This window comes from Kitasatospora sp. NPDC059646 (assembly GCF_042734615.1).
In the GTDB taxonomy this organism is placed as follows: Bacteria; Actinomycetota; Actinomycetes; order Streptomycetales; family Streptomycetaceae; genus Kitasatospora.
Window position 1 is genome coordinate 137,195 of record NZ_JBHWDS010000015.1, and the last position, 20,935, is coordinate 158,129.

At 75.6% G+C, this 20,935-nt stretch carries 17 protein-coding genes and 3 pseudogenes; 14 read left to right on the forward strand and 6 right to left on the reverse strand.

The features are described 5' to 3' along the window. The first annotated feature begins 161 nt into the window (after nt 1-161). The 4 genes and pseudogenes from ACFV1L_RS13660 to ACFV1L_RS13675 all read left to right on the forward strand — a co-directional run. Entirely contained in the window at nt 162-2,618 is a 2,457-nt protein-coding gene (locus tag ACFV1L_RS13660; RefSeq protein ID WP_380365531.1) for a helix-turn-helix domain-containing protein, read from the forward strand. Between the two features lie 252 nt (nt 2,619-2,870). Continuing rightward, a complete protein-coding gene (locus tag ACFV1L_RS13665; RefSeq protein ID WP_380365533.1) occupies nt 2,871-4,013 on the forward strand; it encodes a serine hydrolase domain-containing protein in 1,143 nt (380 codons plus the stop codon). A gap of 61 nt (nt 4,014-4,074) precedes the next feature. Further along, entirely contained in the window at nt 4,075-5,166 is a 1,092-nt protein-coding gene (locus tag ACFV1L_RS13670) for an alpha/beta hydrolase (protein ID WP_380365535.1), read from the forward strand. Nucleotides 5,167-5,210: 44 nt separating this feature from the next. Further along, nucleotides 5,211-5,321 (forward strand): annotated as a pseudogene (locus ACFV1L_RS13675) (cupin domain-containing protein); the annotation flags it as partial. Between the two features lie 17 nt (nt 5,322-5,338). Here the strand turns inward: ACFV1L_RS13675 and ACFV1L_RS13680 are convergent. After that, entirely contained in the window at nt 5,339-6,166 is an 828-nt protein-coding gene (locus tag ACFV1L_RS13680) for an SDR family oxidoreductase (protein ID WP_380365536.1), read from the reverse strand. A gap of 128 nt (nt 6,167-6,294) precedes the next feature. Between ACFV1L_RS13680 and ACFV1L_RS13685 the strand changes: the two genes are divergently transcribed. From ACFV1L_RS13685 to ACFV1L_RS13720, 8 genes are all read left to right on the forward strand, one after another. Beyond that, the gene (locus tag ACFV1L_RS13685; protein ID WP_380365537.1) at nt 6,295-6,954 is read left to right on the forward strand and encodes a TetR/AcrR family transcriptional regulator; all 660 of its coding nucleotides are present in this window, start codon (nt 6,295-6,297) and stop codon (nt 6,952-6,954) included. 379 nt (nt 6,955-7,333) lie between these two features. Next, nucleotides 7,334-7,681 carry a cupin domain-containing protein gene (locus tag ACFV1L_RS13690; RefSeq protein ID WP_380365539.1) on the forward strand — a complete coding sequence of 116 codons (348 nt, stop codon included), beginning with the start codon at nt 7,334-7,336 and terminating at the stop codon, nt 7,679-7,681. A gap of 14 nt (nt 7,682-7,695) precedes the next feature. Further along, the gene (locus ACFV1L_RS13695) at nt 7,696-9,306 is read left to right on the forward strand and encodes a methionine--tRNA ligase (protein WP_380365540.1); all 1,611 of its coding nucleotides are present in this window, start codon (nt 7,696-7,698) and stop codon (nt 9,304-9,306) included. A 28-nt stretch (nt 9,307-9,334) separates the two neighbouring features. Continuing rightward, nucleotides 9,335-10,402: an FAD-dependent oxidoreductase gene (locus ACFV1L_RS13700; RefSeq protein ID WP_380365542.1), complete on the forward strand. Its 1,068-nt coding sequence runs from the start codon at nt 9,335-9,337 to the stop codon at nt 10,400-10,402. Then, nucleotides 10,330-11,460 (forward strand): hypothetical protein, encoded by a 1,131-nt coding sequence (locus ACFV1L_RS13705; RefSeq protein ID WP_380365544.1) that lies wholly within the window; start codon nt 10,330-10,332, stop codon nt 11,458-11,460. Before ACFV1L_RS13700 ends, ACFV1L_RS13705 begins: the two co-directional genes overlap by 73 nt. After that, on the forward strand, nt 11,460-11,921 hold the full coding sequence (locus ACFV1L_RS13710; protein ID WP_380365546.1) for a DUF4178 domain-containing protein: 462 nt from the start codon (nt 11,460-11,462) through the stop codon (nt 11,919-11,921). Before ACFV1L_RS13705 ends, ACFV1L_RS13710 begins: the two co-directional genes overlap by 1 nt. A 33-nt stretch (nt 11,922-11,954) precedes the next feature. Next, the gene (locus tag ACFV1L_RS13715) at nt 11,955-12,767 is read left to right on the forward strand and encodes a class I SAM-dependent methyltransferase (RefSeq protein WP_380365548.1); all 813 of its coding nucleotides are present in this window, start codon (nt 11,955-11,957) and stop codon (nt 12,765-12,767) included. 5 nt (nt 12,768-12,772) lie between these two features. Next, nucleotides 12,773-13,765: an SIS domain-containing protein gene (locus ACFV1L_RS13720; protein WP_380365550.1), complete on the forward strand. Its 993-nt coding sequence runs from the start codon at nt 12,773-12,775 to the stop codon at nt 13,763-13,765. A gap of 133 nt (nt 13,766-13,898) precedes the next feature. On the opposite strand, the gene ACFV1L_RS13725 is transcribed toward ACFV1L_RS13720, so the two are convergent. From ACFV1L_RS13725 to ACFV1L_RS13735, 3 genes and pseudogenes are all read right to left on the reverse strand, one after another. After that, nucleotides 13,899-14,237 carry a DUF1330 domain-containing protein gene (locus ACFV1L_RS13725; RefSeq protein ID WP_380365551.1) on the reverse strand — a complete coding sequence of 113 codons (339 nt, stop codon included), beginning with the start codon at nt 14,235-14,237 and terminating at the stop codon, nt 13,899-13,901. A 130-nt stretch (nt 14,238-14,367) separates the two neighbouring features. After that, nucleotides 14,368-14,586 (reverse strand): annotated as a pseudogene (locus tag ACFV1L_RS13730) (VOC family protein); the annotation flags it as partial. 94 nt (nt 14,587-14,680) lie between these two features. Further along, entirely contained in the window at nt 14,681-15,100 is a 420-nt protein-coding gene (locus ACFV1L_RS13735) for a DUF6234 family protein (RefSeq protein WP_380365553.1), read from the reverse strand. Nucleotides 15,101-15,252: 152 nt separating this feature from the next. Here ACFV1L_RS13735 and ACFV1L_RS13740 point away from each other — a divergent pair, with 152 nt between their 5' ends. Both ACFV1L_RS13740 and ACFV1L_RS13745 read left to right on the forward strand, forming a co-directional pair. Beyond that, nucleotides 15,253-15,642, forward strand: a complete 390-nt coding sequence (locus ACFV1L_RS13740) for a hypothetical protein (RefSeq protein WP_380365555.1) — start codon at nt 15,253-15,255, stop codon at nt 15,640-15,642. Nucleotides 15,643-15,685: 43 nt separating this feature from the next. Beyond that, nucleotides 15,686-19,192, forward strand: coding sequence for an NACHT domain-containing protein (locus ACFV1L_RS13745; RefSeq protein ID WP_380365568.1), 3,507 nt, complete (start codon nt 15,686-15,688; stop codon nt 19,190-19,192). 33 nt (nt 19,193-19,225) lie between these two features. Here the strand turns inward: ACFV1L_RS13745 and ACFV1L_RS13750 are convergent, their stop codons facing one another. Continuing rightward, nucleotides 19,226-19,831 (reverse strand): AAA family ATPase, encoded by a 606-nt coding sequence (locus ACFV1L_RS13750; protein ID WP_380365556.1) that lies wholly within the window; start codon nt 19,829-19,831, stop codon nt 19,226-19,228. Nucleotides 19,832-19,912: 81 nt separating this feature from the next. Next, nucleotides 19,913-20,935 (reverse strand): annotated as a pseudogene (locus tag ACFV1L_RS13755) (VWA domain-containing protein); the annotation flags it as partial.

Here is a 20,935-nt window from a genome sequence, read left to right on the forward strand (position 1 = left end):
GGGGTGCCCCATGCTGTGTCCGCGCCCCCGCCGTGCGGGGGGGGGGCGTGGGGGGGGGGGTCGCCGCCGGGCGCCGGGGGGGGGCGCCGGGGCGGGGGGCCCCCCCCCCCCCCGGTAGGCTCGCCCCGGTCCGTACTGGCGGGTAGGGAGGGGGCGGTCCGGTGGCAGATCAGCTCGGCGCGCTGTTGCGCCGGCTGCGCGGCAGGGCGGGGCTGACGCAGGAGCAGGCGGCGGAGCGGTCCGGCGTGAGCGTCCGGACCATCCGGCGGCTGGAGCGCGGCGGCTCCACCGACCATCGGCTGGGCACGGTGCACCTGCTGGCCGACGCGCTCGACATCGGCGAGGAGGACCGCCGCCTGCTGGCCCGGCTGCTCTCCACGCCGCGCCCGGAACCGGAACCGGAGCCGCCGACGGAATCGGCCGGGAGGCCGGAGCCGAAGCCGTCCGCACCGGCCCCCGTGCCCGCGCCGGTCGGCACGCCCGCCGCGGAGCCGGCCCCCGTGCCGGACGATCTTGCCGGTGCGGTGCGGGAGTTGGCGGCCGAGGTGCGGCGCCGCTGGCAGCGGGAGGAGGCCCAGCGGCAGGTCCACGATCCGTTCCCGTTGCCGGTGCGCTGGCGGCCGGCGCCCGCGGGGCTGACGGACCGTCCGGAGAACGTCCAGCGGCTCGGGCCGGGCGAGGCGCCCGGCCGGCTGGACCTGGACGGCGATCTCCGCAGCGTCCTGGAGGTCTACCGGCGCATCCCGTCCGGCCGGCTGGTGGTCCTGGGCCGGGCGGGCTCGGGCAAGACGGTGCTGGCCGTACGGTTCCTGCTGGACTGCCTGGGGTCGCCGGCCGCCGCCGGGCGGGTGCCGGTGGTGCTCGGCGCGGGGTCGTGGGATCCGACGGTCACCGCGCTGCGGGACTGGCTGGTCGACCGGCTGCTGCGCGAGCACCCGCACCTGGCCCGCCGGGGTCCGTCGGGGTCGACGCTGGCTGCGGCGCTGGTGGACGCCGATCTGGTCCTTCCGGTCCTCGACGGGTTCGACGAGATCGCGGAGGGGCTGCGGTGCGAGGCCCTGCGGGTGCTGAACGCCACCTCGCTGCCGCTGGTGGTGACGAGTCGCCGGGCCGAGTTCGCCGAGGCCGTCCGGGAGGCGCGGGCGCCGCTGCTGTGGGCGGCGGCCGTCGAGCTGGCCGACCTCTCCCCCGACGACCTGGTCCACTACCTGCCGCGGACCGCCCGGCCGGTCACCGGCGGCGCCGGGGGCGGGTCGAGCTGGGACGCCGTGCTGGCGGAGGTCCGGGCGGGACGGACCGCGGCGGCCGAGCGCCTGGCCGCGGTGCTGAGCACTCCGCTGATGGTCGGCCTGGCCCGGGCCGTCTACAGCGACTCGCCCGACCGCGACCCGGCCGAGCTGCTCGACGCCGGGCGTTTCCCGACCGGACGGGCCGTGGAGGAGCACCTGTTGGCGGACTTCGTGCCCGCCGTCTACCGGCCCCGGGTGCCCGAACGGGACTCCGCCGGCGGCCGGCCCCGGGAGTGGGAGGCCCGGCGGGCCGGGCACTGGCTCGCCCGGCTCGCCCACCAGCTGGACGGCCTCGACCACGAGCGGCAGGACCTGGCGTGGTGGCGGCTGGGCGACTCGCTGCCGCGCTCGACCCGTACCGCCGTCGTCATGGCGTCCACCGCGGCGTGCGTCGCGGTGTCCGACTGGCTGGTCGGCGTGTGCACCGGAGCGGGTGCGGCCGAGGTGCTGCTCCAGGGCGCCCTGATGGGGCCGATCGCCGGACTGGCCTTCGGGGCGGTGTACGCGCTGCTGCTCGCCGTCGGCGGCGAGGCGGTGTTCGAGCCGAGCCGGGTGCGGCTGCGGCTGCCGGGCGGCCGGGCGGGCCTCGGCCGGCGGCCGGTGCGGACCTTCGCCGCCCGGTTCCTGCACGGTCTGCTCGGCGGTTTCCTGGTGGGCGGCGGGTACGCGGCCGCGAGCGCCCTCGAACGGGTGCTGTACGGGGACGGCGGGCCGACCCGCCACCAGCTGCTGGTGGGCACCCTGATCGACATGCTCTGCCTCGGGCTGATCTTCGGCACGGCCGCCGGGCTGGTCTTCGGGCTGGCCGCCGCGCTGGAGGCCCCCGTGGACATCGCCTCGGCGGCCACCCCCGCCGACCTGCTGGCCTCGAACCGGGCCACCGTGGCCCGGCAGTTCCTGGTCCTGGCTCCGGCACTGACCCTCGCGATCGCCTTCGGCGGGCGGCTGGTGGCCGGGTCGCTCCAGGGCCTGCTGGGTCCGCTCCACTGGGGCCTGACGGACGGTCTGGTGATCGGCACGGTCGGCGGGATCGGCGGGACCGCGGCCTACCTGCTGGCCTTCACCGCCTGGGGGCAGTGGCTGGTCCTGTCCCGGGTCTGGCTGCCCCTGACCGGTCGGCTGCCCTGGCGGCCGGCCGCGTTCCTGGACGACGCCTACCGGCGCGGCGTGCTGCGGCGGACCGGCGCGGTGTACCAGTTCCGCCACGTGCGGCTGCAGCACCACCTCGGCCGCGCCTTCCGCCGGAGCGATCCCCGCTACGCGCCGGCCGCCTTCCCGTCGGCGGCGGCCACCGGGTCGCCGTCCGCCCGGACGACCGGCCTCCGGTGACCGCCTCCGGCCCGGCCCGGCTGCGTCCTCCACCGGGCCGACGGGCGCGGGTGACCGGCGTCCGGGAGGCCAGTACCGCTTCCCACCTGGGGACATGACAAGCGGTCAGGTATGGCCGGTGCTCTGACCTGTCCGGGCCGGCGGCGCGGCCGCAGCATCGGAGGGCACCCGGCCGATGCGGCGCCGGAACCGGCCGGACGGCCGGGAGCGCGCCGCGGGTCCGCCGGATCCGTCCGCTGTCCGAGGAGTCCGATGAAGCCCTTCCGCCTCGCCACCGCCGGTGCCGCCCTGCTGCTCGCCGCGGCGGCCGCCACCGGCACCGCCCACGCCGGCACCCCGACCGCCGCCGCCCTCCTGCAGGCGGGCGCGCTGCAGGGCGTCGCCGACGGCTACCCGGGCGTGATCGGCCTGGTCCGCCAGGGCGACACCGTCCAGTACGTGCACGCGGGTACCGGCGACCTGTCCACGAAGGCGCCCGCCGATCCCGCCGCCCAGTTCCGCATCGGCAGCAACACCAAGGCGTTCACCGCCACCGTCCTGCTCCAACTGGAGGCCGAGCACCGGCTGTCGCTGGACGACACCGTCGCCGCCTGGCTGCCCGGCGCGGTCGCCGCGAACGGCTACGACGGCGGCCGGATCACCGTGCGCCAGCTGCTCAACCACACCTCCGGCCTGCCCGACTACGCCAAGGACAACGGGTTCGCGCTGGCCTACGCGCTCAACACCCAGCCCACCCGCACCTGGACGCCGCAGGCCCTGGTCGACCTCGCCCTCGCCCAGCACGCGCCGACCGCCGAGCCCGGGCAGCAGTGGAGCTACGCCAACACCAACTACGTCCTGGCCGGCATGGTGATCAAGGCCGTCACCGGCAACGACCCCGCCACCGAGATCCAGCACCGGATCGTCGAACCGCTGGGCCTGCGGCACACCACCTTCCCCACCACCGACCCCGCGCTGCACGGCAACTACCTGCACGGCTACGAGTACCCGGTGGTCGGGATCGCCATCCTCGACGCCACCACCTCCAACGTGCAGGTCTTCGGCGCGGCCGGGGCGATCGTCTCGACCCTGGACGACCTGGCCGACTTCGGCCGGGCCCTGATGTCCGGCCGGCTCCTGCCGCCCGCGCAGCAGGCCGAACTCACCACCACCGTCCCCGTCGGCACGGACGGCAGGACCGGCTACGGGCTGGGCGTCGTCCACCAGCAACTGCCGTGCGGGCAGTGGGCCTGGGGCCACAACGGGGCCGTCCTCGGCTACTACAGCGACTGGTACGCGAACGACGACGGCAGCAAGCAGGTCGTCCGCGCCAACAACGAGTACCACCTGCTCGCCCCGACCAAGGGCCAGCAGGACACCGCGAAGGCCACCGCCGACGCCTACTGCGCGCTCTAGACCGGCACCGCAGACCGCGGCACCGCCACCGCCCACCGACCCGTCTCCGGAGGATCCGCACGTGAACGTCACCCCGACCGCCTGGTACCGCCGGGCCAGGACCGCGGCCGCCGCGACCGCCGCAGCCGTCCTGGCCGCGCTGCTCGGCGCCGCACCCGCCCACGCCCAGGACGACGCACCGCCCGTCCTCGCCGACGGCTACGGCCTCACCCAGGTCGGCCGGCCCGAGGTGCGCTCCAGCACCGACTTCACCGTCACCGTCACCACCGCCCGGCTCTCCGGCACCCACCGGATCCGCATCCTGCTCCCCCGCGACTACGCCGCCGAACCCGACCGGCGCTGGCCCGTCACCTACTTCCTGCACGGGGCCGGCGGCTCCGTGGACGACGCCTCGGCCGCCCCCGCCCTGCACTCCGACAGCATGATCACCGTCGTGCCGGACGGCGGGCTGAAGAGCTGGTACGCGAACTGGGTGATGCAGCGGACCCCGGTCGGCGCGGCCGACTGGCAGACGTTCCACACCGAGCAGGTCGTCCCGTTCCTCGACGCCAACCTGCGCACCCTCGCCGACCGCTCCCACCGGGCGGTCGTCGGCCTGTCGATGGGCGGCTACGGCGCGCTGCACTACGCCGAGGCCCGCCCCGACCTGTTCGGCCACGTCGCGGCGCTCTCCGGCGGCATCGACTTCGGCATGGCGGAGATCCGCGGCGCGGTGCTGGCCACCGAACTCAACCTGACCGGCGCGTGGTGCGCGGTCAGCACCTCCAGCCCCGCCGGCACCGGACAGTGCACCGGCTACGGGACGGTCGTCGACAGCGACGCGATCTTCGGCTCGCCCTACCCGGTGTTCGGCGCGGACCACGTCTGGAACGAGGTGAACCCGGCCGCCCTCGGCAACCTGGCCCGCCTCGCCGAGACCGACATCGCCCTCTACACCGGCGACCAGGGCCCGATCGACCACTTCACGGCCCTGGCCGCCACCACCGTCAAGAACCGCCTGGACCAGCTCGGCGTCGCCGGCCGACTGGTGAACTACGGCAACGGCTCGACCCTGTCGCCCACCTGCGACGGCGGCCACAACTACGGCTGCTGGGCCCCGGCCCTCGCCGACTACGTCCCCCGGCTCGCCGCCTCCTTCGCCCGCGCGAGCTGACCCCTCCGCCGGCCCCGTCCACCCGGGGCCGGCCCACCCGCTGCCTGCGGCTGCTCGGCCGGGCGATGCGGGGCGAGGCCGAGCCGAAGGAGATCGCCGAGTCCGCGGAGCGCTTCGACCACCACTACGTCGACAGCCCCGTCCGGCGCGCCGCGCCGGACGGGCCCGCCGTTCAGAGGGTCAGCGCGGTGGGCTGGGCGTCCGGGCGCATCGCGGCGTCGGTGCCGCCGTCGACGAACAGGGTGGCGCCGGTGGTGAAGCGGGCTTCCGGCCGCAGGAACTGGTGCACCCAGAACGCGATGTCCTCGGGCCGGCCGAAGACGCCCAGCGGCATCGGGGTGGGGAAGGCGTCGGCGTCCGGTTCCTCGCCGGCGCCGGTGGAGCCGAGCATCAGCGGGGTGATCACCGCTCCGGGGGCGATGACGTTGAGCAGGACGCCTTCGCGGGCCCACGCCGGCGTGACGGCCGTCCGGCGGACCCAGCGGGCGAGCGCGAACTTGGACGTCGCGTAGGCGGAGATGCTGGGCGCCGTCTGCGCCGCCTCGGCGGGAAGCGCCGCCTGGGCGGCGCGGGCGTGCTCGCGGGCGGCGGCCTCGTCGCCGGCGAGCAGCAGGTCGACCAGCTCCTCGTCGATCATCGGGACGGTGGTGGAGGAGTTGGAGCCGATCACGACGGCGCGGCCGGCCGTGGAGCGGGCGAGCGCCGGGCGCAGGCCTTCCAGCAGGGCGACCGGGCCGAAGTAGTTGATGGCGGCGACCGCACCGGCGTCCTGCATGGCGGGGCCGACGCCGGCCACCGCGGCCACTCCGTCGAGGGAGCCGCCGGAGGCGTCGAGGATCGCCCGGACGGCGGTCCGGCGGCCTTCCGTAGTGCCGAGGTCCGCGGTGATGTCGGCGTCGTGGAGGTCGACGCCGATGACGGTGTGCCCGTTGTCCCGGAGCAGGGCGGCGCTGGCGGCGCCCATTCCCGAGGCGGATCCGGTGACGGCGTAGGTGCCCATGGTGCGTGCCTCTCGATCACTGTGCGCGGGTGCGCACGGGACTGGCCGGGCGTCCTTCCGAACGCCTGCCAATCGGTTTTCAATCACTGATTGGATGGTAACCCGACCTGCTGTGGTGCAATGGCGTCATGCCGGACGGACCAGCCCAGAACCCGACCCAGGACTCGACCGAGAGCCCGGATCCCGCCTCCACCCGGGACCGGCTGCTCGCCGCCGCCGAGCGGCTGTTCCTGCAGCGCGGGGTCGGCCAGGTCTCGGTGCGGGCGATCAACGCGGCGGCCGGGCTCAATCCCGGCGCGGTGCACTACCACTTCGGTTCCCGGGACGGCCTGGTCGCGGCGCTCCTCGGCCGGGAGCTGCTGCCGCTCTGGCAGGACCGGCTGGAGGCGGCCACCCGCCGGCCCGCGTCCGCCGGCCCGGCGCAGGTGCGGACGCTGGTCATGGCCGTCGCCGAGCCGTTCGACGAACTGGTCCGCACCGAGCGCGGCCGGATGCTCTGCCGGCTGCTGGCCCAGACCGTGCTGGCGGCGGACCGGCCGCTCAGCAACTCGCCGTGGGCGGGCACCGCGCCGTTCGAGGTCGTTCTCGGCCGGGCCCTGCCCGAGCTGACCGTCCACGAGATCACCGACCGCTGGCGGCTGGCCTTCACGACGCTCCTGGAGACCTACGGCCGCCCGCTGGCCACCGACGCGGCCTCCGTCGCCGTCCCGCCGTTCCCCGAACTGTCCACCGTGGTGGCGTTCCTGACGGCCGGTCTGACGGCTCCCCGGGTGGACGCCGGCGGCTGAGCCGTCGAACCGGAGGGCCGCCTTCCGTCCTGACGGGAAGTCGACTCACCGACCGGGGACACCGTTTCGGGAGCCCTGGCGCGCGCCCGCCGACCGACCGGCCGCGCCCGCTCCGCCCACCGCACCGCGGGGCGCGGACGCGCCTCCGGCCGGGAATTCGCGCATTCCCGAAACGGGCAAGGTGATGGCCATTCCGGCGCGGAACTGACAGGGTGCCAATCGGTGGTCCGAGCCAACTCCGCTGCTGCTGAGGACCCTTGACAGGTACTCAGCGCCCCGACGATGATCACACCGCCAACCATCGACGACGAACGGGGTTGACGGGGGAATCGGACCATCGCCGCATTGCCTCGGATTCGCCGGGGGAAGGTGTGCGCCCATGCTGATCCGTCCGATGACCGAGCACGAACTGACCGACGCGTACGGCATCCGTTACCAGCAGCTCTACCCGCACGGCGGGGAGGACCTGGCCCCCTGGGGCTTCGGCAGGGCGGTGGTGGAGCCCGGCGGGGCGACCGAGCCGCACCAGCACGAGGAGAACGAGGTCTTCGTCTTCCTCGCGGGCAGCGGCGAGATCACCATCGGCGAGGAGCGTGCGCCCGTCCATCCCGAGCTGTCCGTGTTCATTCCCGGCGGCAGCCGCCATGTCGTGACGAACACCGGCGACAGCCGGCTGGTGTTCCTCTCCGTCTACTGGCCGGAGAGCCACGGACCCGTCAGCCTCTGAGGAGCTCACCAGCGATGCCCGTGTTCAGCATTGTCACCGCCGCACCGCCGACCCCGAACGGCGATCTCCACCTGGGTCACCTCGCGGGCCCGTACTCCGGGGCCGACGTGTACGCCCGCGCCTGCCGCCTGCGCGCCGAGGACGCCCTGTACGCCACCGGCTCGGACGTCCACCAGAGCTACGTCCCGGCGAAGGCCCGCACCTTGGGCGTCGACGCCCCGGAGATGGCCCAGGGCTTCGCCGACGAGATCGCCGCGATCTTCGACTCGATCGGCTTCGCCGTCGACTCCTACGTCCGCCCGCAGCACTCGACGGGCCATCAGGAGGCCGTCCGGGACTTCGTGCTGGCCCTGGAGCGGCAGGGCCGCCTGGAGCGCCGCACCGAGGACTGCCTGTACTGCGAGGGCTGCGAGCGCTACCTGTTCGAGGCGTACGTCCGGGGCGGCTGCCCGCACTGCGGCGTGGTCACGGACGGCAGCTCCTGCGAGGTGTGCGCCTGGCCCAACGTCTGCACCGACCTGGCCGACCCGCGCTGCACCACCTGCGACCGGCCGCCGGTGCTGCGCTCCTACCGGCGCCTGGTCTTCCCGCTCAGCCGCTACACCGAGCGGCTCGCCGAGTACCACCGCAGGACCGTGATGAGCCCCCGGCTCCGCGCGTTCTGCCTGGAGCTGACCGCGGCCGGCCTGCCGGACATCCCGCTCAGCCACCCCACCGGGTGGGGCCTGCCGGTCCCGGTGGCGGGCTTCGAGGAGCAGCGGGTCTACGTCTGGGCGGAGATGGCGCCGGGCTACCTCAACGCGGTGGCCGAGGCCCTGGCCCGGCGGGGCGACGGCACCGACCCCCGGCAGGCGTGGGACGGCGCGGGCATCGTGCAGTTCTTCGGCTTCGACAACAGCTACTTCCACGCGGCGCTGATACCGGCCCTGCTGATGGCGTACGACGAGGGGCTGCGGCTGCCGGACGCGCTGCTGACCAACGAGTTCTACGAGCTCGACGCGGCGAAGTTCTCCACCAGCCGCCGGCACGCGATCTGGGCGACCGACCTGCTGGCGCACGTGCCGGCCGACACGGTGCGCTTCGTGCTGGCCCTGGACCGGCCCGAGGACGAGCGGACCAACTTCACCTGGCAGCGCTTCCACGACCTGGCGGACGGCGAGTTGGCGGGGCGCTGGCAGCCGTGGCTCGCCTCGGTGCTCGACCGCCTGGCGGCCGGCGCCCCGACCGGGCTCACCGGGCTGACCGACGCGCACCGCGCCCACCTGGCCGAGCTGGCGCGCCTCGCCGCCCGCGGCCACGGCGCGTACCTGGCCGGGAGCTTCTCGCCCCGCACCGCCGCCCGGGCGCTGTGCGACCTGGTCCGCGGCACGGCCGAGTTCGCCGCCGCCCACCCGGAGGACGCCGCGACGCTCGCGGTGGAGGCCGCGGCGGCGCAGCTGCTCGCCCGGCTCGCGTACCCCGTCATGCCGGAGTTCGCCGAGCGGCTGTGGCGGGCGCTGGGCCGCACCGGGCCGGTGCGCGGGACGGACCTGGGCCCGCTGGCGGCCGAGGGCGCGGCGGAGGCCGGGGTGGTCTTCTTCGACACCCAGCCCGCCGACCTGGAGTCGAAGGTGATGGACCGGTGAGCGGCCGGGCGCGGTGAGGTCCGCGCTGGTGGCCGGGGCGGGGGTGGTCGGCCTGTCGATCGCCCGTGAACTCGCCCGCCGGGGGCACCGGGTGACGGTCGTCGACCCGAACGAGCCCGGCGAGCACGGCCCTTCGGCGGCCGAGTCCCGCATCCTGCGCTGCGCCTACGGCGAGCGGAGCCGGTACTCCCGGCTGACCTGGCAGTCGGTGGGCCGCTGGCGGGAGTTGGAGCGCGAGAGCGGGCAGCGGCTGCTGGTCCCGTGCGGAGTGCTCGGCTTCGCGTCGCGGGGGACGGCCACGGGCTGGGAGGAGCGGTCGCTGGCCGCGCTGCGCGACCTGGGCGTCCCGGTGGAGCGGCTGTCGCCCCGGGAGGTGGCCCGGCGCTTCCCCGCGGTGGGCACCGAGGATCTGGAGTTCGCGCTGTTCGAGCCCGAGGCGGGCGTGCTGCGCGCCCGGCGGGCCGTTCGGGCGCTGGCCGCCTCCTGCCGGGCGCTGGGCTGCGAGCTGGTGCGCGGCGAGGCGCGTCCGGCCGGTGCGGGGGTGCTGGTCGACGGCGTCGAGCACCGGGCCCGGCTGGTCGTCTGGGCGGTCGGCGCGGCGCTGCCGGGGCTGTTCCCGGAGCTGGCCTGCGGGCGGCCGGCGGGCCAGGTCAGCTACTACCTGGACTCGCCCGCGCTGCCCTGCGGGCCGACCGGACCGGCCTGGCTCGACCCGGGCCGGGCCGTGTACGGCATCGGTGCGCTGAGCGGCGCCGGGGTCAAGGTCGTCCCCGACGTCGAGTCGCCGCCCGGCGCCCGGCCCGCGGCCCCGTACGAACTGCCCGGGTCCACCCGGGCCTACCTGCGCCGGCGCTTCCCCGCGCTGGCGGCGGCCCCGGTGCTCTCCGCGGAGACCTGCACCTACACGACCACCGAGGACGAGGAGTTCGTCCTGGGGCGGCACCCGGCCGCCCCGTCCGTCTGGCTGGTGGGGGGCGACTCCGGCCACGGCTTCAAGAACGCACCCACATGGGGGAGTTACGTATGCGACGTACTGGAGGGCAGGGCCTCGCCGCACCCGCGGTGGCGGCTGCGGCCGAGGGCGGCGATCCGCTGACGGCGGCTCTGGACCGGCTCGTCCCGGGCGGGCCGGAGCAGGGCTTCGGGGCCGACATCGACGAGGCGCACACGGTGCTGCTGTCGGCGGCGGCCTCCCGGGAGGAGAAGGAGGCGGCCCTGCGCCGCTGGATCGGCCGGCACCAGCCGTGCGTCTTCGCCAAGGTGGCCTCCCGGCCGGACGCGGACCCGGCGCTCGACATCTGCTGGGTGACCGAGGAGGATCTGGCGCTCGGCTCCCACCATGTCGAGAAGGTGCTCCAACGGGCCCGGGAGCGCTGGAAGCTGCGTGCCCTGGAGGGCCGCACCAGCAGTCTGCAGGTGATGTTCAACAGCGCCCGGCTGGCCCACGCCCGGCCGGGTCCGGAGCTGGTGGACGCGTTCCGGCTGCTGGTCGGGCTGTACCTGCCGGAGTGGGCGCCGATCGCGGCCGACACCATCTGCCTGGACGGCGTGCCGCTGCGCCGCCCCGACGGGAGCGTCGAGCTGTTCGCGGCCAGCATGACGGTGTTCTTCACCGGCGCCCACCTCACCCGGGCGCACGACCACCGGGTGCCGGGAGGCATGCTGCTCAACGTCAACGCGGTGGGCCACCACACCCAGGCCGCGCACGACGCCGGCCGGTTCCGCACCCGTGCCGAGGCCGTTCGCAACTCCCATGGCACGGCGCTGCGCTCGGTCGGCAACGGCGGCATCGGGCACCCGTCCGGCCACAGCAGCACCTGGCACCTCGGCGGCTCCTGCCCCACCGGCTACGGCCTGCACCGCCCGCCCCGGCCGGGCCACCTGCCGGCCGACGCCGACCCCGAGCGGTACGGGGCGCTCTACCACATCGACGTCACCGTCTCCTCGTACTACGCCGACCCGACTCCCTTCCCGCCGCCCGCCGGCGGGCCCGCCCCGGACGAGTGGACCATGATGCTCGACTACTTCACCGCCGACGAGAGCCCGGCGTACCACAACGCCGCGCTGATGGCCGGACTGCCCATCGGGCCCGAGCGGTTGCACGACGCGCCGTGGCGGCCGGAGGCCCGGCCGAACAGCCGGCGGGAGTTCTGATGGCCGGGCTGCTGCACCTGCTGCCGGGTGACGTCCTGCCGGGCGGGCCGACGGTCCTCGGCGCCGTCCAGGTCCGCAGCGCGACCCAGCGCTGGGCCGAGTACCTGCTGACCGGCGGGTCCGGCGGCGCGACGCTCTGGCTGGCGGTCGAGGCCCTGCCGGACGGCACCGAGCGCAGCTCGTACTGGCACCGCACCACGGCCGGGGCGGCCGGCTTCGACCCGGACCGCCCCGCCCTGGACGGCCGGGCGCTCACCGTGGTCGAACGCGGCCGGGGCGAGTACCGGGCCGCCGGCGAGTTCGGCGGCCTGCCGGGCCTGCGCGCCGGCGCCGGCCGCCTGCACTACGTCGACTACACCGGCCCCGGGGTGCGGGCCAGCCTGGAGCACTTCGGGCCGGCGGGCCTCGACGCGCCCGGCTCCCCCGGCCTCCTCGGCGTCGAGGCCCGGCCGCCCGCCTGACCCTCCCCCGCACGACAGAACGGACCGATACCCGTGACCGACCGTCCCACCGACTGGTGGAGCACCTTCTTCACCGACGTCTACACCGGCTCCGACCTGGAGCTGCGCGACGCGGCCACCGCCGAGGCGATGGTGCGCTGCGTCACCGGCGCGCTCGATCCGAAGCCCGGCGCCGCCCTCCTCGACCTGGCCTGCGGCACCGGCCGCCACAGCGTGCCGCTCGGCGCGGCGGGCTTCGAGGTCACCGGTGTGGACCTGATGGAGCCCTACCTGGCGCAGGCCCGCGAGCGGGCCGAGCGCGCCGGGCAGCGGGTCTCCTTCGTCCGGGCCGACATGCGCGACCTGAGCGCCCTCCCGGAGGGCTCCTTCGACGCCGTGGTGAGCCTGCACACCAGCTTCGGCTTCTTCGACGCCGAGGAGGAGAACCTCGCCGTCCTGCGCGAGGTCCGCAGCCGCCTGGCCCCGGGCGGGCGGCTGCTGATCGACGTGATGAACCGGGACTGGTTCCTCACCCAGAGCGGCGAGTCCTTCGGCACCGCGCCGGAGGAGTTCGTGGTCCGCAACTTCGACTCCAGCACCGGCGCCACGTACCTCTACGAGGAGCGGTTCGACGCGCTGACCAGCCGTATCACCTGGAACATCCAGGCCTTCGACCCCGCCCCGGGCACGGCCGGGCGCAGCGTCACCGCCGACTACCGGGTCTACAGCGCCCACGAGCTCACGGCGCTGCTCGCCCGGGCGGGCCTGGTCCCGGAGAAGCTGTACGGGGACTACGACCTGAGTCCGTTCCACATCCATTCGCCGCACCTGATCTGCACGGCCGCCCGCCCGGCCGGAGAGGAGTGACCCCCGTGTCCCGCACCTTCCAGGAGACCGCCCTGCACCGCATGGTCCACGCCCAGGCGGAGGCCGTCGACCGCCTGGCCGAGGCCGACCTGGGGCCGGCCGCCGAGCGCCTGGCTGGTGCCCGCCGGGTGCTGCTGCTCGGCACCGGCACCAGCCAGCACGCCGCCGAGCTCGGCGCCATGATGCTCGGTCACGCCGGGGTGGACGCCCGCTGGTCGTCCGCCGCGCAGTTCGCCCGCTGGGGCGCTCCGCTGCGCTCCGACGACGCCGTGGTGGTGATCACCCACACGGCCGAGACGGCCTTCGCGCTGCGCTGCCGGGAGCAGGCGCTCGCGGCGGGCGTGCCGACGGTCTCGATCACCGGCGTCGGCACCGCCGACTGGGCGGAGTCGGTCGAGACGGTGGCCAAGGAGCAGTCCGAGACCTACACCGTCAGCTACACCGCCGCCCTCACCGTGCTGGCCGGGCTCGCCCACCGCCTCGGCGCCGAGCAGTACGGCCCCGAGCAGCTGCACCGGGCCGCCGACGCCGTCCGCGAGGCCTGCCGGGAGCCGGGCCTGGACGCCGTCGCCCTGCCCGCCCGGGCGCTCGCGGTGATCGGCGCCGGGCCGTGGGGGGTCACCGCCCGGGAGGGTGCGCTGAAGGTCCGCGAGGCCGCCCGCATCCTCGCCGAGGGCTACGAGTCGGAGCTGTACCTGCACGGGTCGGCCGTGCCGTTCGGCGCCGCCGACGGCCTGCTGCTGCTCGAACCCGACGCCGACCCGGACGGTCTGACCGCCGCCCTCGGCGCGGCCGCCGCCGCGGAGGGCATCACCGTCGGCACCCTCGCCGCCACTCCCGCGGCCGCCGGGCTGCCCCCCGTGCTGGCGCAGCTCCCGCTGACCGTCCGGCTCCAGCTGCTGGCCGGCCGCTGGGCCGAGCTGCGCCACCAGAACCCGGACGTGGCGATCGTCGGCGCCTGGGCCAAGACCGAACTGTGGGCCGTCGGCGCGCCGTGACCCGCCGGGGCGTCGAGCCGGTGCGGCGCGGGCACCTCCACCGCCCGCGCCCGTGCCGGGCCGGCGGCACGCCCCTCTCCGGCTCTGACGCGCCGTCTCCTGACGTGACGTCAGGAGGGCGGGCACGGCCGGGTCAGGCCGCCTCGGGGGCGGCGAGCCGCTTCGCGGCGCGGTGACCGGCGGGCACGCCCTCGGCGATGATGACGTCGGCGGTCATGTGCCGGGTCCGCAGTTCCAGGATGTCCCGGTAGGCGGGCGAGTCGTACCAGGCGCGGGCGCGCTCGTAGTCCGGGAACTCGATCAGGATCAGCCCGTCCCGGCCCCAGCTGCCCTCCATCGTCTCGAACCTGCCGCCGTGGACGACGAAGCGACCGCCGAAGGGGTCCAGGGTGGCGTCGATGCGCTGGAGGTACTCGAGGATGTCGGGGCCGAGTTCGACGGAGTGGACCTGGGCGAGGGCGTAGGCGGTCATCGTGCTGCTCCTGCGAGGACGGGGCCGGGTTGACGCCTTCGACGGTACGCAGCGGCGGCCGGGCGCGAATCCGTCACGTATCAGTAACCCGACGACTCGGCGCGGCTGCCGGCGGCCCCGCTGTCCCTCGGCGGTTCTTGACGGTCTTGCCCTCGGGCATCCGGATGAACATCACCGTGGGCGGCATCTGGCGCGCCCGGATCTCCTCCACGGTCGGCGCCCGGGAGCCGATCTCGACCGTGTCCTCGCCCCGGTCGATCACCTCGAAGCCCAGGACGGCGCACCGGAACGCCGCGAGCCGCTCCGGCTCGTGGCAGTCGACCACCAACTCGGTGAATCTGCTGGTCATTTCTCCCCCTGGCGGATCGGACGGAGGGCCGGCCTACGCGGCCGCGCCACCGGCCCGGCCCGTCGGGTGCCTGCGGGGATCGTGCTGCCCCGCGTCACGGGCAGTCGTTGCTGCCGCTGAAGCAGGCCGGGCCCGTGCGGGGAGGGCTCGGCGGCGGGTACCGGGTGTCGTAGTGCGAGTGCGCCTGCCCGAGCAGGACGGCCAGGGCCAGCGCCGCGAGGATCTGCAGGCCGGTGGTGAAAGCGGCCCGCCGCCATGCCGCCAGCGCCGCCGCGAGGACCGCCACCGCGATCAGTCCGCCGAGCACGTACGTGCTCTGCGTGAGGTCCAGGCGGTCCTGGGCCCGGAGGTCCGCCGACCCGTCCGTCCCCCAGCGCCGGAATCCGAGGGCGAGGACCGTCAGGGCGAGGGCCGCGCCCTCCAGCAGGAGCAGGGCGGTTCCCGCGGCCAGGTCGGCGGCCACCCGAAAGCCCCGCCCGCGGCCGCCGGGGACCGCGTCCGGTATCCGTTTCATGCAAGTGATTGTGACGGCCCGTCGCCCACCGCCCCTGAGTACGGATACTCAGCTCGCCGCTGCACCGGGGCCGCCGGGGCACCGCATCGTTCCCGCCCGCCCGGGTCCTGCCCTACCCTCGATGCACACGGGGGCGATTCGGGGGAGGGTCGATGGAGCAGCTCACTGCGGAAGTTCTCATGGTGCTGGCGCGCGGAGCGGCGGGGCAGGGCGCCTGGCAGTCGCTCGTCGAACAGGTGCGGCGGCGGCCGGCCGGGGACGGTGTCGGACCGGACGCCACCGGCCTGCCCGAGTTGGCGGCGTTCGAGACGGCTCCGGGGGATCCCGTCCTGGCGCAGCGGCTCGCGGACGCGCTGAGGGTGCGGGCCGAGCGGGACCCCGAGTTCGCGCGTCGCCTCGCGGGTCTGCTGCCGGTGCGCGACGGGGTGCGCGTCGACGGCACCAACACGATCTCCGGCGGGCAGCAGGGCACCGCGGTCCAGGCCCAGTACATCGGCACCCTCCACATCGGCGGTCCCGGCGGCCGGGGGGCCGCCGGCTAGGCGACACGGGATGATCGGGCGGGGGGCGCCGCGGCGCTTGACGGTGCACAACGAGGTGCGCGGCGGGCAGCAGGAGACGGTCGTCCAGGTGGGGTACCTGGAGCGGCTGACGGTGCGGGTGGGCATCGGGTTCCGCGGCTTGCTGTCGCTGCTCGGAGTCGTCCTGCTGACGGCGCAGCCCTCCTTGCCGCTGCCGCGGCGGCTGGCGGTCGTCGGCCCGGTCCCCGCCGGCTGGGCCCTGCTCGGGGCCGCGCTGCTGTGGGAGCTGGCGGGGCGGGTCGCGGCGGCGTGGCGGCGGCGCCGGGAGGCGTCCTGGAGCTCGCCGGCCGTCCTGGACCGGGTGGCCGACGAGCTCGCCGCGGTGCTGCTGAGCCGGTACCGGGACGACGACCGGCTGCGGCAGGCCGACAACCCCGAGTCGATCGACGTGCTGTGGCGGGAGGTCGGCGGCGGCCGGGGCGCCGGGGCCGGCGCGGTCGAGCCGCCGGACTCGCTGGCCGCGTACTTCCGCCGTACGCCCGGTCGGCGGCTGGTGCTGCTCGGTCCGGCCGGTGCCGGGAAGTCGGTCCTGGCCGTGCGGCTCGCCCGCGACCTCCTCGCGGAGCGGCAGGCCGCCGGCGGGGGTGCGCGGGGCGGGGCCGAGCCGGTGCCCCTGGTGCTGCACCTCGCCTCCTGGAACCCGGGGCAGGGCCTCGACACCTGGGCGGCCGACCGGCTGGCCGCCGAGTACCCCGAGCTGTGCACGCCGGTGCCCGGCGCCGTCCCGGAGGTGGTCGCCGGCCGCCTCATCGGCGGCGGGCGGGTGCTGCCGGTCCTGGACGGCTTCGACGAGCTGCCCGCGGCGAGCCGCGGCGCCGCGTTCGCCGAACTGGCGGCGCTGCACAGCACCCGGCCCTTCGTGCTGACCAGCCGCCCGGACCAGTACCGTCGACAGGTCCCGGTGGACAGCGACTTCCTGCGCTCCGAGATCGTCCTGCTGCCGCTGTCGTCCGCCGCCGTCGGCCAGTACCTGAGCGCGGGCGGACGCCGGACGCGGTGGCTCGGCGTCGTCGACCGGCTCGTCGACCCCGAGGACCGGACCCGCGAGGTCGTCCTGCTGCGGCAGGCCCTGGACGTGCCCTTGATGGCCGGCCTCGCCCGGGTCGCGTACGCGGACGGCAGCCACCCGGACGAACTGGTCCGGCCGGGCCGGTTCCGCACCGTCGAGGAGGTCCAGGGCCACCTGTACACGGCGTACCTGGATGCGGTGTACAGCTCCTCGCGCTCCGAGCGGGCGCTGCGCGGCGGGCGCTCGCCGGAGGAGGCGCGCCGCTGGGCCGGGTTCCTCGCGGGCCGGATGAAGGCGACCGGCCGCACCGACCTGTCCTGGTGGACCTTCGACCGCGATGTTCCGGCGGTGGTGCGGGTCCTGGGGCTGCTTCCCGCCTTCCTCGTCGCCTGGCTGACCGTCGGTCGGTTCGATTTCGGGGAGCCGTGGTGGGGCGACACCGTGCCGGTGTCGGTGCCGGGGGCGTTCGCGATCGTCGCGGCGGTGGTCCTGTGCCTCACCGCGCTGTCCGTGGCGCGGGAGGAACCCGGCTGGCACCGGGCGCCCCGGAGCTTGGAGCTGCCGGGCGGCGACGCCCTGCGGGACGCGCTCCGGGCGGTTCGCTGGAAGGCCGGCGCGACCGCCCTCGGTGTGGCGGCGGCGTGGACCGCAGCCCTGGCATCGGGTTCCGGCACCGGCCTGCGGGCCGCGGGTCTGGCCACCGCCTGCGGGCTGGTGGCCTGCCTCAGGTGGCTGCTCCACCACACTTGGCGACCCGCCGACACGGCGCTGGCCGACTCGCCGGCCCGTCTGCTCGCCCGCGACCGGCGCGCCGTCCTGGCGGTCGGCTGGCTGGGTCCGCTGGGAACCAGGGACGCGCTGGACGACCCGCACCTGCGCCAGCTGGTGCTGCCGACGGTGATGGTGGCGACGTGGCAGCTGGTCCACGGCCCGGACCGGGTCACCGCGCTCGACTGGGCCCTCCTCGGGCTGGGCGGCCTGCTCTGCTGGCAGTTGCACGCCGTCGCCGTGTCGGCATGGGGTCGGTTCGCCGTCGCGCGGTGCTGGCTCGCGCTGTCCGGGCGTCTTCCGCTGCGGCTCCTGGACTTCCTGGAGGACGCGCACCGGCGCGGGGTCCTGCGCCAGTCCGGTGGCGTGTACCAGTTCCGCCATGTCGAGCTGCGCGACCGGCTCGCGGCCGACGCGGCTCTCCCGGCGGAGCCGGACCGTCCCGCCACCGGGGCGGGCAGCGTGCTGCGCCTGGCCGGGCGTGGCGCCGTGGCGTTCGTCCTGTTCGCCGCCCAGCTGGCGTTGGTCCTCGGCACGCAGGCCGCGCAGCCGGGCCCGTGGCCGGTGACGGCGCTTCCCGAGCCGTGCGCGCTGCTGGACCGGCGCGATCTGGGCCTCCTGGCGACCGACCACGTCCAGTACGCCCACCCGCCCGCGAGCGAGGGCGTTGCCGTTGTCCGGGCGTGCACCGCCGCCGAGCAGGCGCCGTTCGCCCCGGACATGCGGGCGACGGTCACCACCGTGCTGTTCGGGACGGACCAGGGGCCGGACCGGGCCTCCCGGTACGTCGAGGGCCTGCGCAGGTACGCGACGACTCTGAGGAGTTCCGTCCGGGCTCTGGACGGACTGGGCGACGAGGCCTTTCTCGCCGTGCGCGAGCTGGTTCCGGGGCCCGACGACGGGCCGCACGTCCACCTGACCGACCAGGGGCCCCGGCCGGTGCGGGCCACCGTCGCGGTCCGCCGCGGGAACGCCGTGCTCCTGGTCCTGTACGTCGAGGAGTTCGCCACCGACCGGAGGGTGTCCGACGTGGTGCGGGTGCTGGCCGACCATGCCGTGCGGCGTGTCGGCGGCCGCGGCTGGAGCCGGGCCGGGGGCGACTCCCCGCCGGGCCTGGACGCCGTCCCGAGGAGCCCCGTTCCGGACAGCGGCAACCGCTTCGCCTACTACCACCGGGACTGGCGCGACACGCTGCACGGCGCGTCCTGGAGCGAGCAGGAGCGCTCCCGGGTCTGGCACTTGGGGCCCCTGCCGTTCGCGTTCCGCGGGCCGAGGGAGCTCGACTGCGCGAACACGGCCAGTGAGGAGGAGCGGAAGCGGGGGCAGCTGTACGTGCTGACCTGCGGGCCGGCGGAGGCCGCGCGCGCCCTGGGGGTTGCCGGGCCGGAGGTCCGCATCGAACTGACGGCCCTCGACTGCGGCGGTTCGTGCGACGACGCCGAAGGGGCGGCCGTGGCGAACCACGACCGCGCGGCGCATCCGGACCCGCTCGACTGGCAGCGGGTCCGTCCCTGGGTGTGGTACGCGGAGCGGAGCGACCAGGAGCCCTCGCCCGGCCGGGGGCGCTACAGCCTGGTGCTGTACCGGACCGTTCCCTGGCAGCGGGACGGCGAGCTGCACAGGATCCTGCTGTGGCTCCGGGTGGAGACCTCCTCGGCGGACCAGGAGCTGGCGCAGAAGATCGTCAACAGTGTCTACGCCCAGACCTACGGCGACCGGGCCGACGCCGGCTGAGACTCCGGCGGGCCCGCCGCAGGTGAGGGGTGTTCAGGCCAGGGCGGCGGCCAGGCGCTGCGGCAGGGTGTCGTAGGGACGGCAGTCGAGCACCGGGAGGCCGTGGGCGCGGGCCTCGGCGGCGAGCCAGCGGGAGTAGGCGGCGCTGACCTCGGCCCGGACGCTCTGGGGTCCGCGGTCCGGCTCGCGGTGGGCGTAGTTCTCGCCGATCCGGGCCGGGTCGCCCTCGTGGAGGAAGACCGCGCGCAGGCGCCGGTGCTGCCCGGCGGCCTCGGTGGCGGCGCGGACGGCGGCGGCGGGGGTGAGGTAGTCGCCCTCGACGACGGCCGGCACCTGCACGCTCAGCCGGTTGCGGACGACGCCGAGCAGGGCCTCGTCCAGGGCCTGCGCGGTGGCGATCTGCAGCTCCAGCACCCGCTCGGCGCCCAACTCCCGTTCCGGGTCCTGATGGGCGGCGAAGTGGTGCAGCCCGGGATGGGTGGCGGGGGTGGTGGCCGCCTGGAGGGCCGCGACCACGTCGTCGAACTCGACCGTGAACGCGCCCCGGCCGGCGGCCAGGTGGGCGGCGGCCCGGCTCTTGCCGACGCCGGAGGCCCCGCCGATCAGCAGGACGTCCCAGGCGTGGTGATCACTGCGCATGCGCTCACCGTAGGCGATGCGCCGGGCCGCCCGACCGGCGGGGGCCGTCCGGTGCTTCCGGCCGGCCCCCGCGCGGCGGGATCAGGCGCGCGGGTCGGGGCGGCCCGCCGCGTGGTCGTCGCCGGAGGGGCGCGACCAGGTGTGGGACGGCTCGGGGCTCGGGCACGGCGTGGGCGTGGGCGAGGGGGTGGGGGTCGGTGTGGGCGTGGGCGTCGGGGTGGGGAGCGGGACGGGGAGCTTGACGCACAGGACGACGTTGGTGATGTGGGCCGTCAGGTGGCGGTCCGTCAGCAGTGCGGTGTGGGGCAGGCGAAGGGCGGTGCGGGTGTCGTCGAGGGTGGTGATGAGGGCGAAGGCGAGGGCGCAGCGCCGGTCGGTGATGGTGGTGGTCTCGTCGATGGTGACGGTCTGTCCGACCTGGTAGCCGGGGCGTGGGACGCCCCAGGGCTGGGGGGTGGCGGGGGCGGTGCCGGGGCCGGTGAGGGTGAGGTCGGCGGTGAAGCCGTCGGGCTGGCTGCCTTCCGGGTATTCGATTCCGTTGATGCGCCAGCTCTTGGTGACGGTGACGTCCGCGCTGTCGGTGGCGGTGGGCCGGTTGTAGAGGACGCAGCTGACGGCGTCGGTGCTGGTCAGGTCGACGGTGAAGCCGGGAGCGGCGGGGATGCCGGTGTTGGCGGCGTCGACGGGTTGTCCGGTGTCGAGGTCGGTGCAGGTGGCGTTGTGTCCGCCCGGGGTGACGAGTTCGTAGCCGCCGTGCTGCTGTTCCTGGACGGTGATCTGTCCGCTGGTGGTGCCGGTGAAGGTGGGTTGGAAGGCCACCGAGCCGGTGCCGTCGCCGGTGGTGGTCTCGCTGGCGGGCAGTCCGGTGATGCCGCTGGTGGTGGTGCTCGCGTCGAAGGTCCAGCCCGCGCCGGCGGGGGTGGCGCCGGTGGTGTCCTCACCGGTGGTGGTGGCGGGGACGAGCTGTTTGACCACGGAGATGCTGCCGCGGCAGCGGGTGAGGACGAAGTCGTGGAGCTGTTGGCCGGCGGCCTCGAAGTCGCTGGTCTGGAAGTAGTCGGCGGTGGTGAGGTTGGTGCCGTCGTAGCCGGTGGGGCCGGAGAC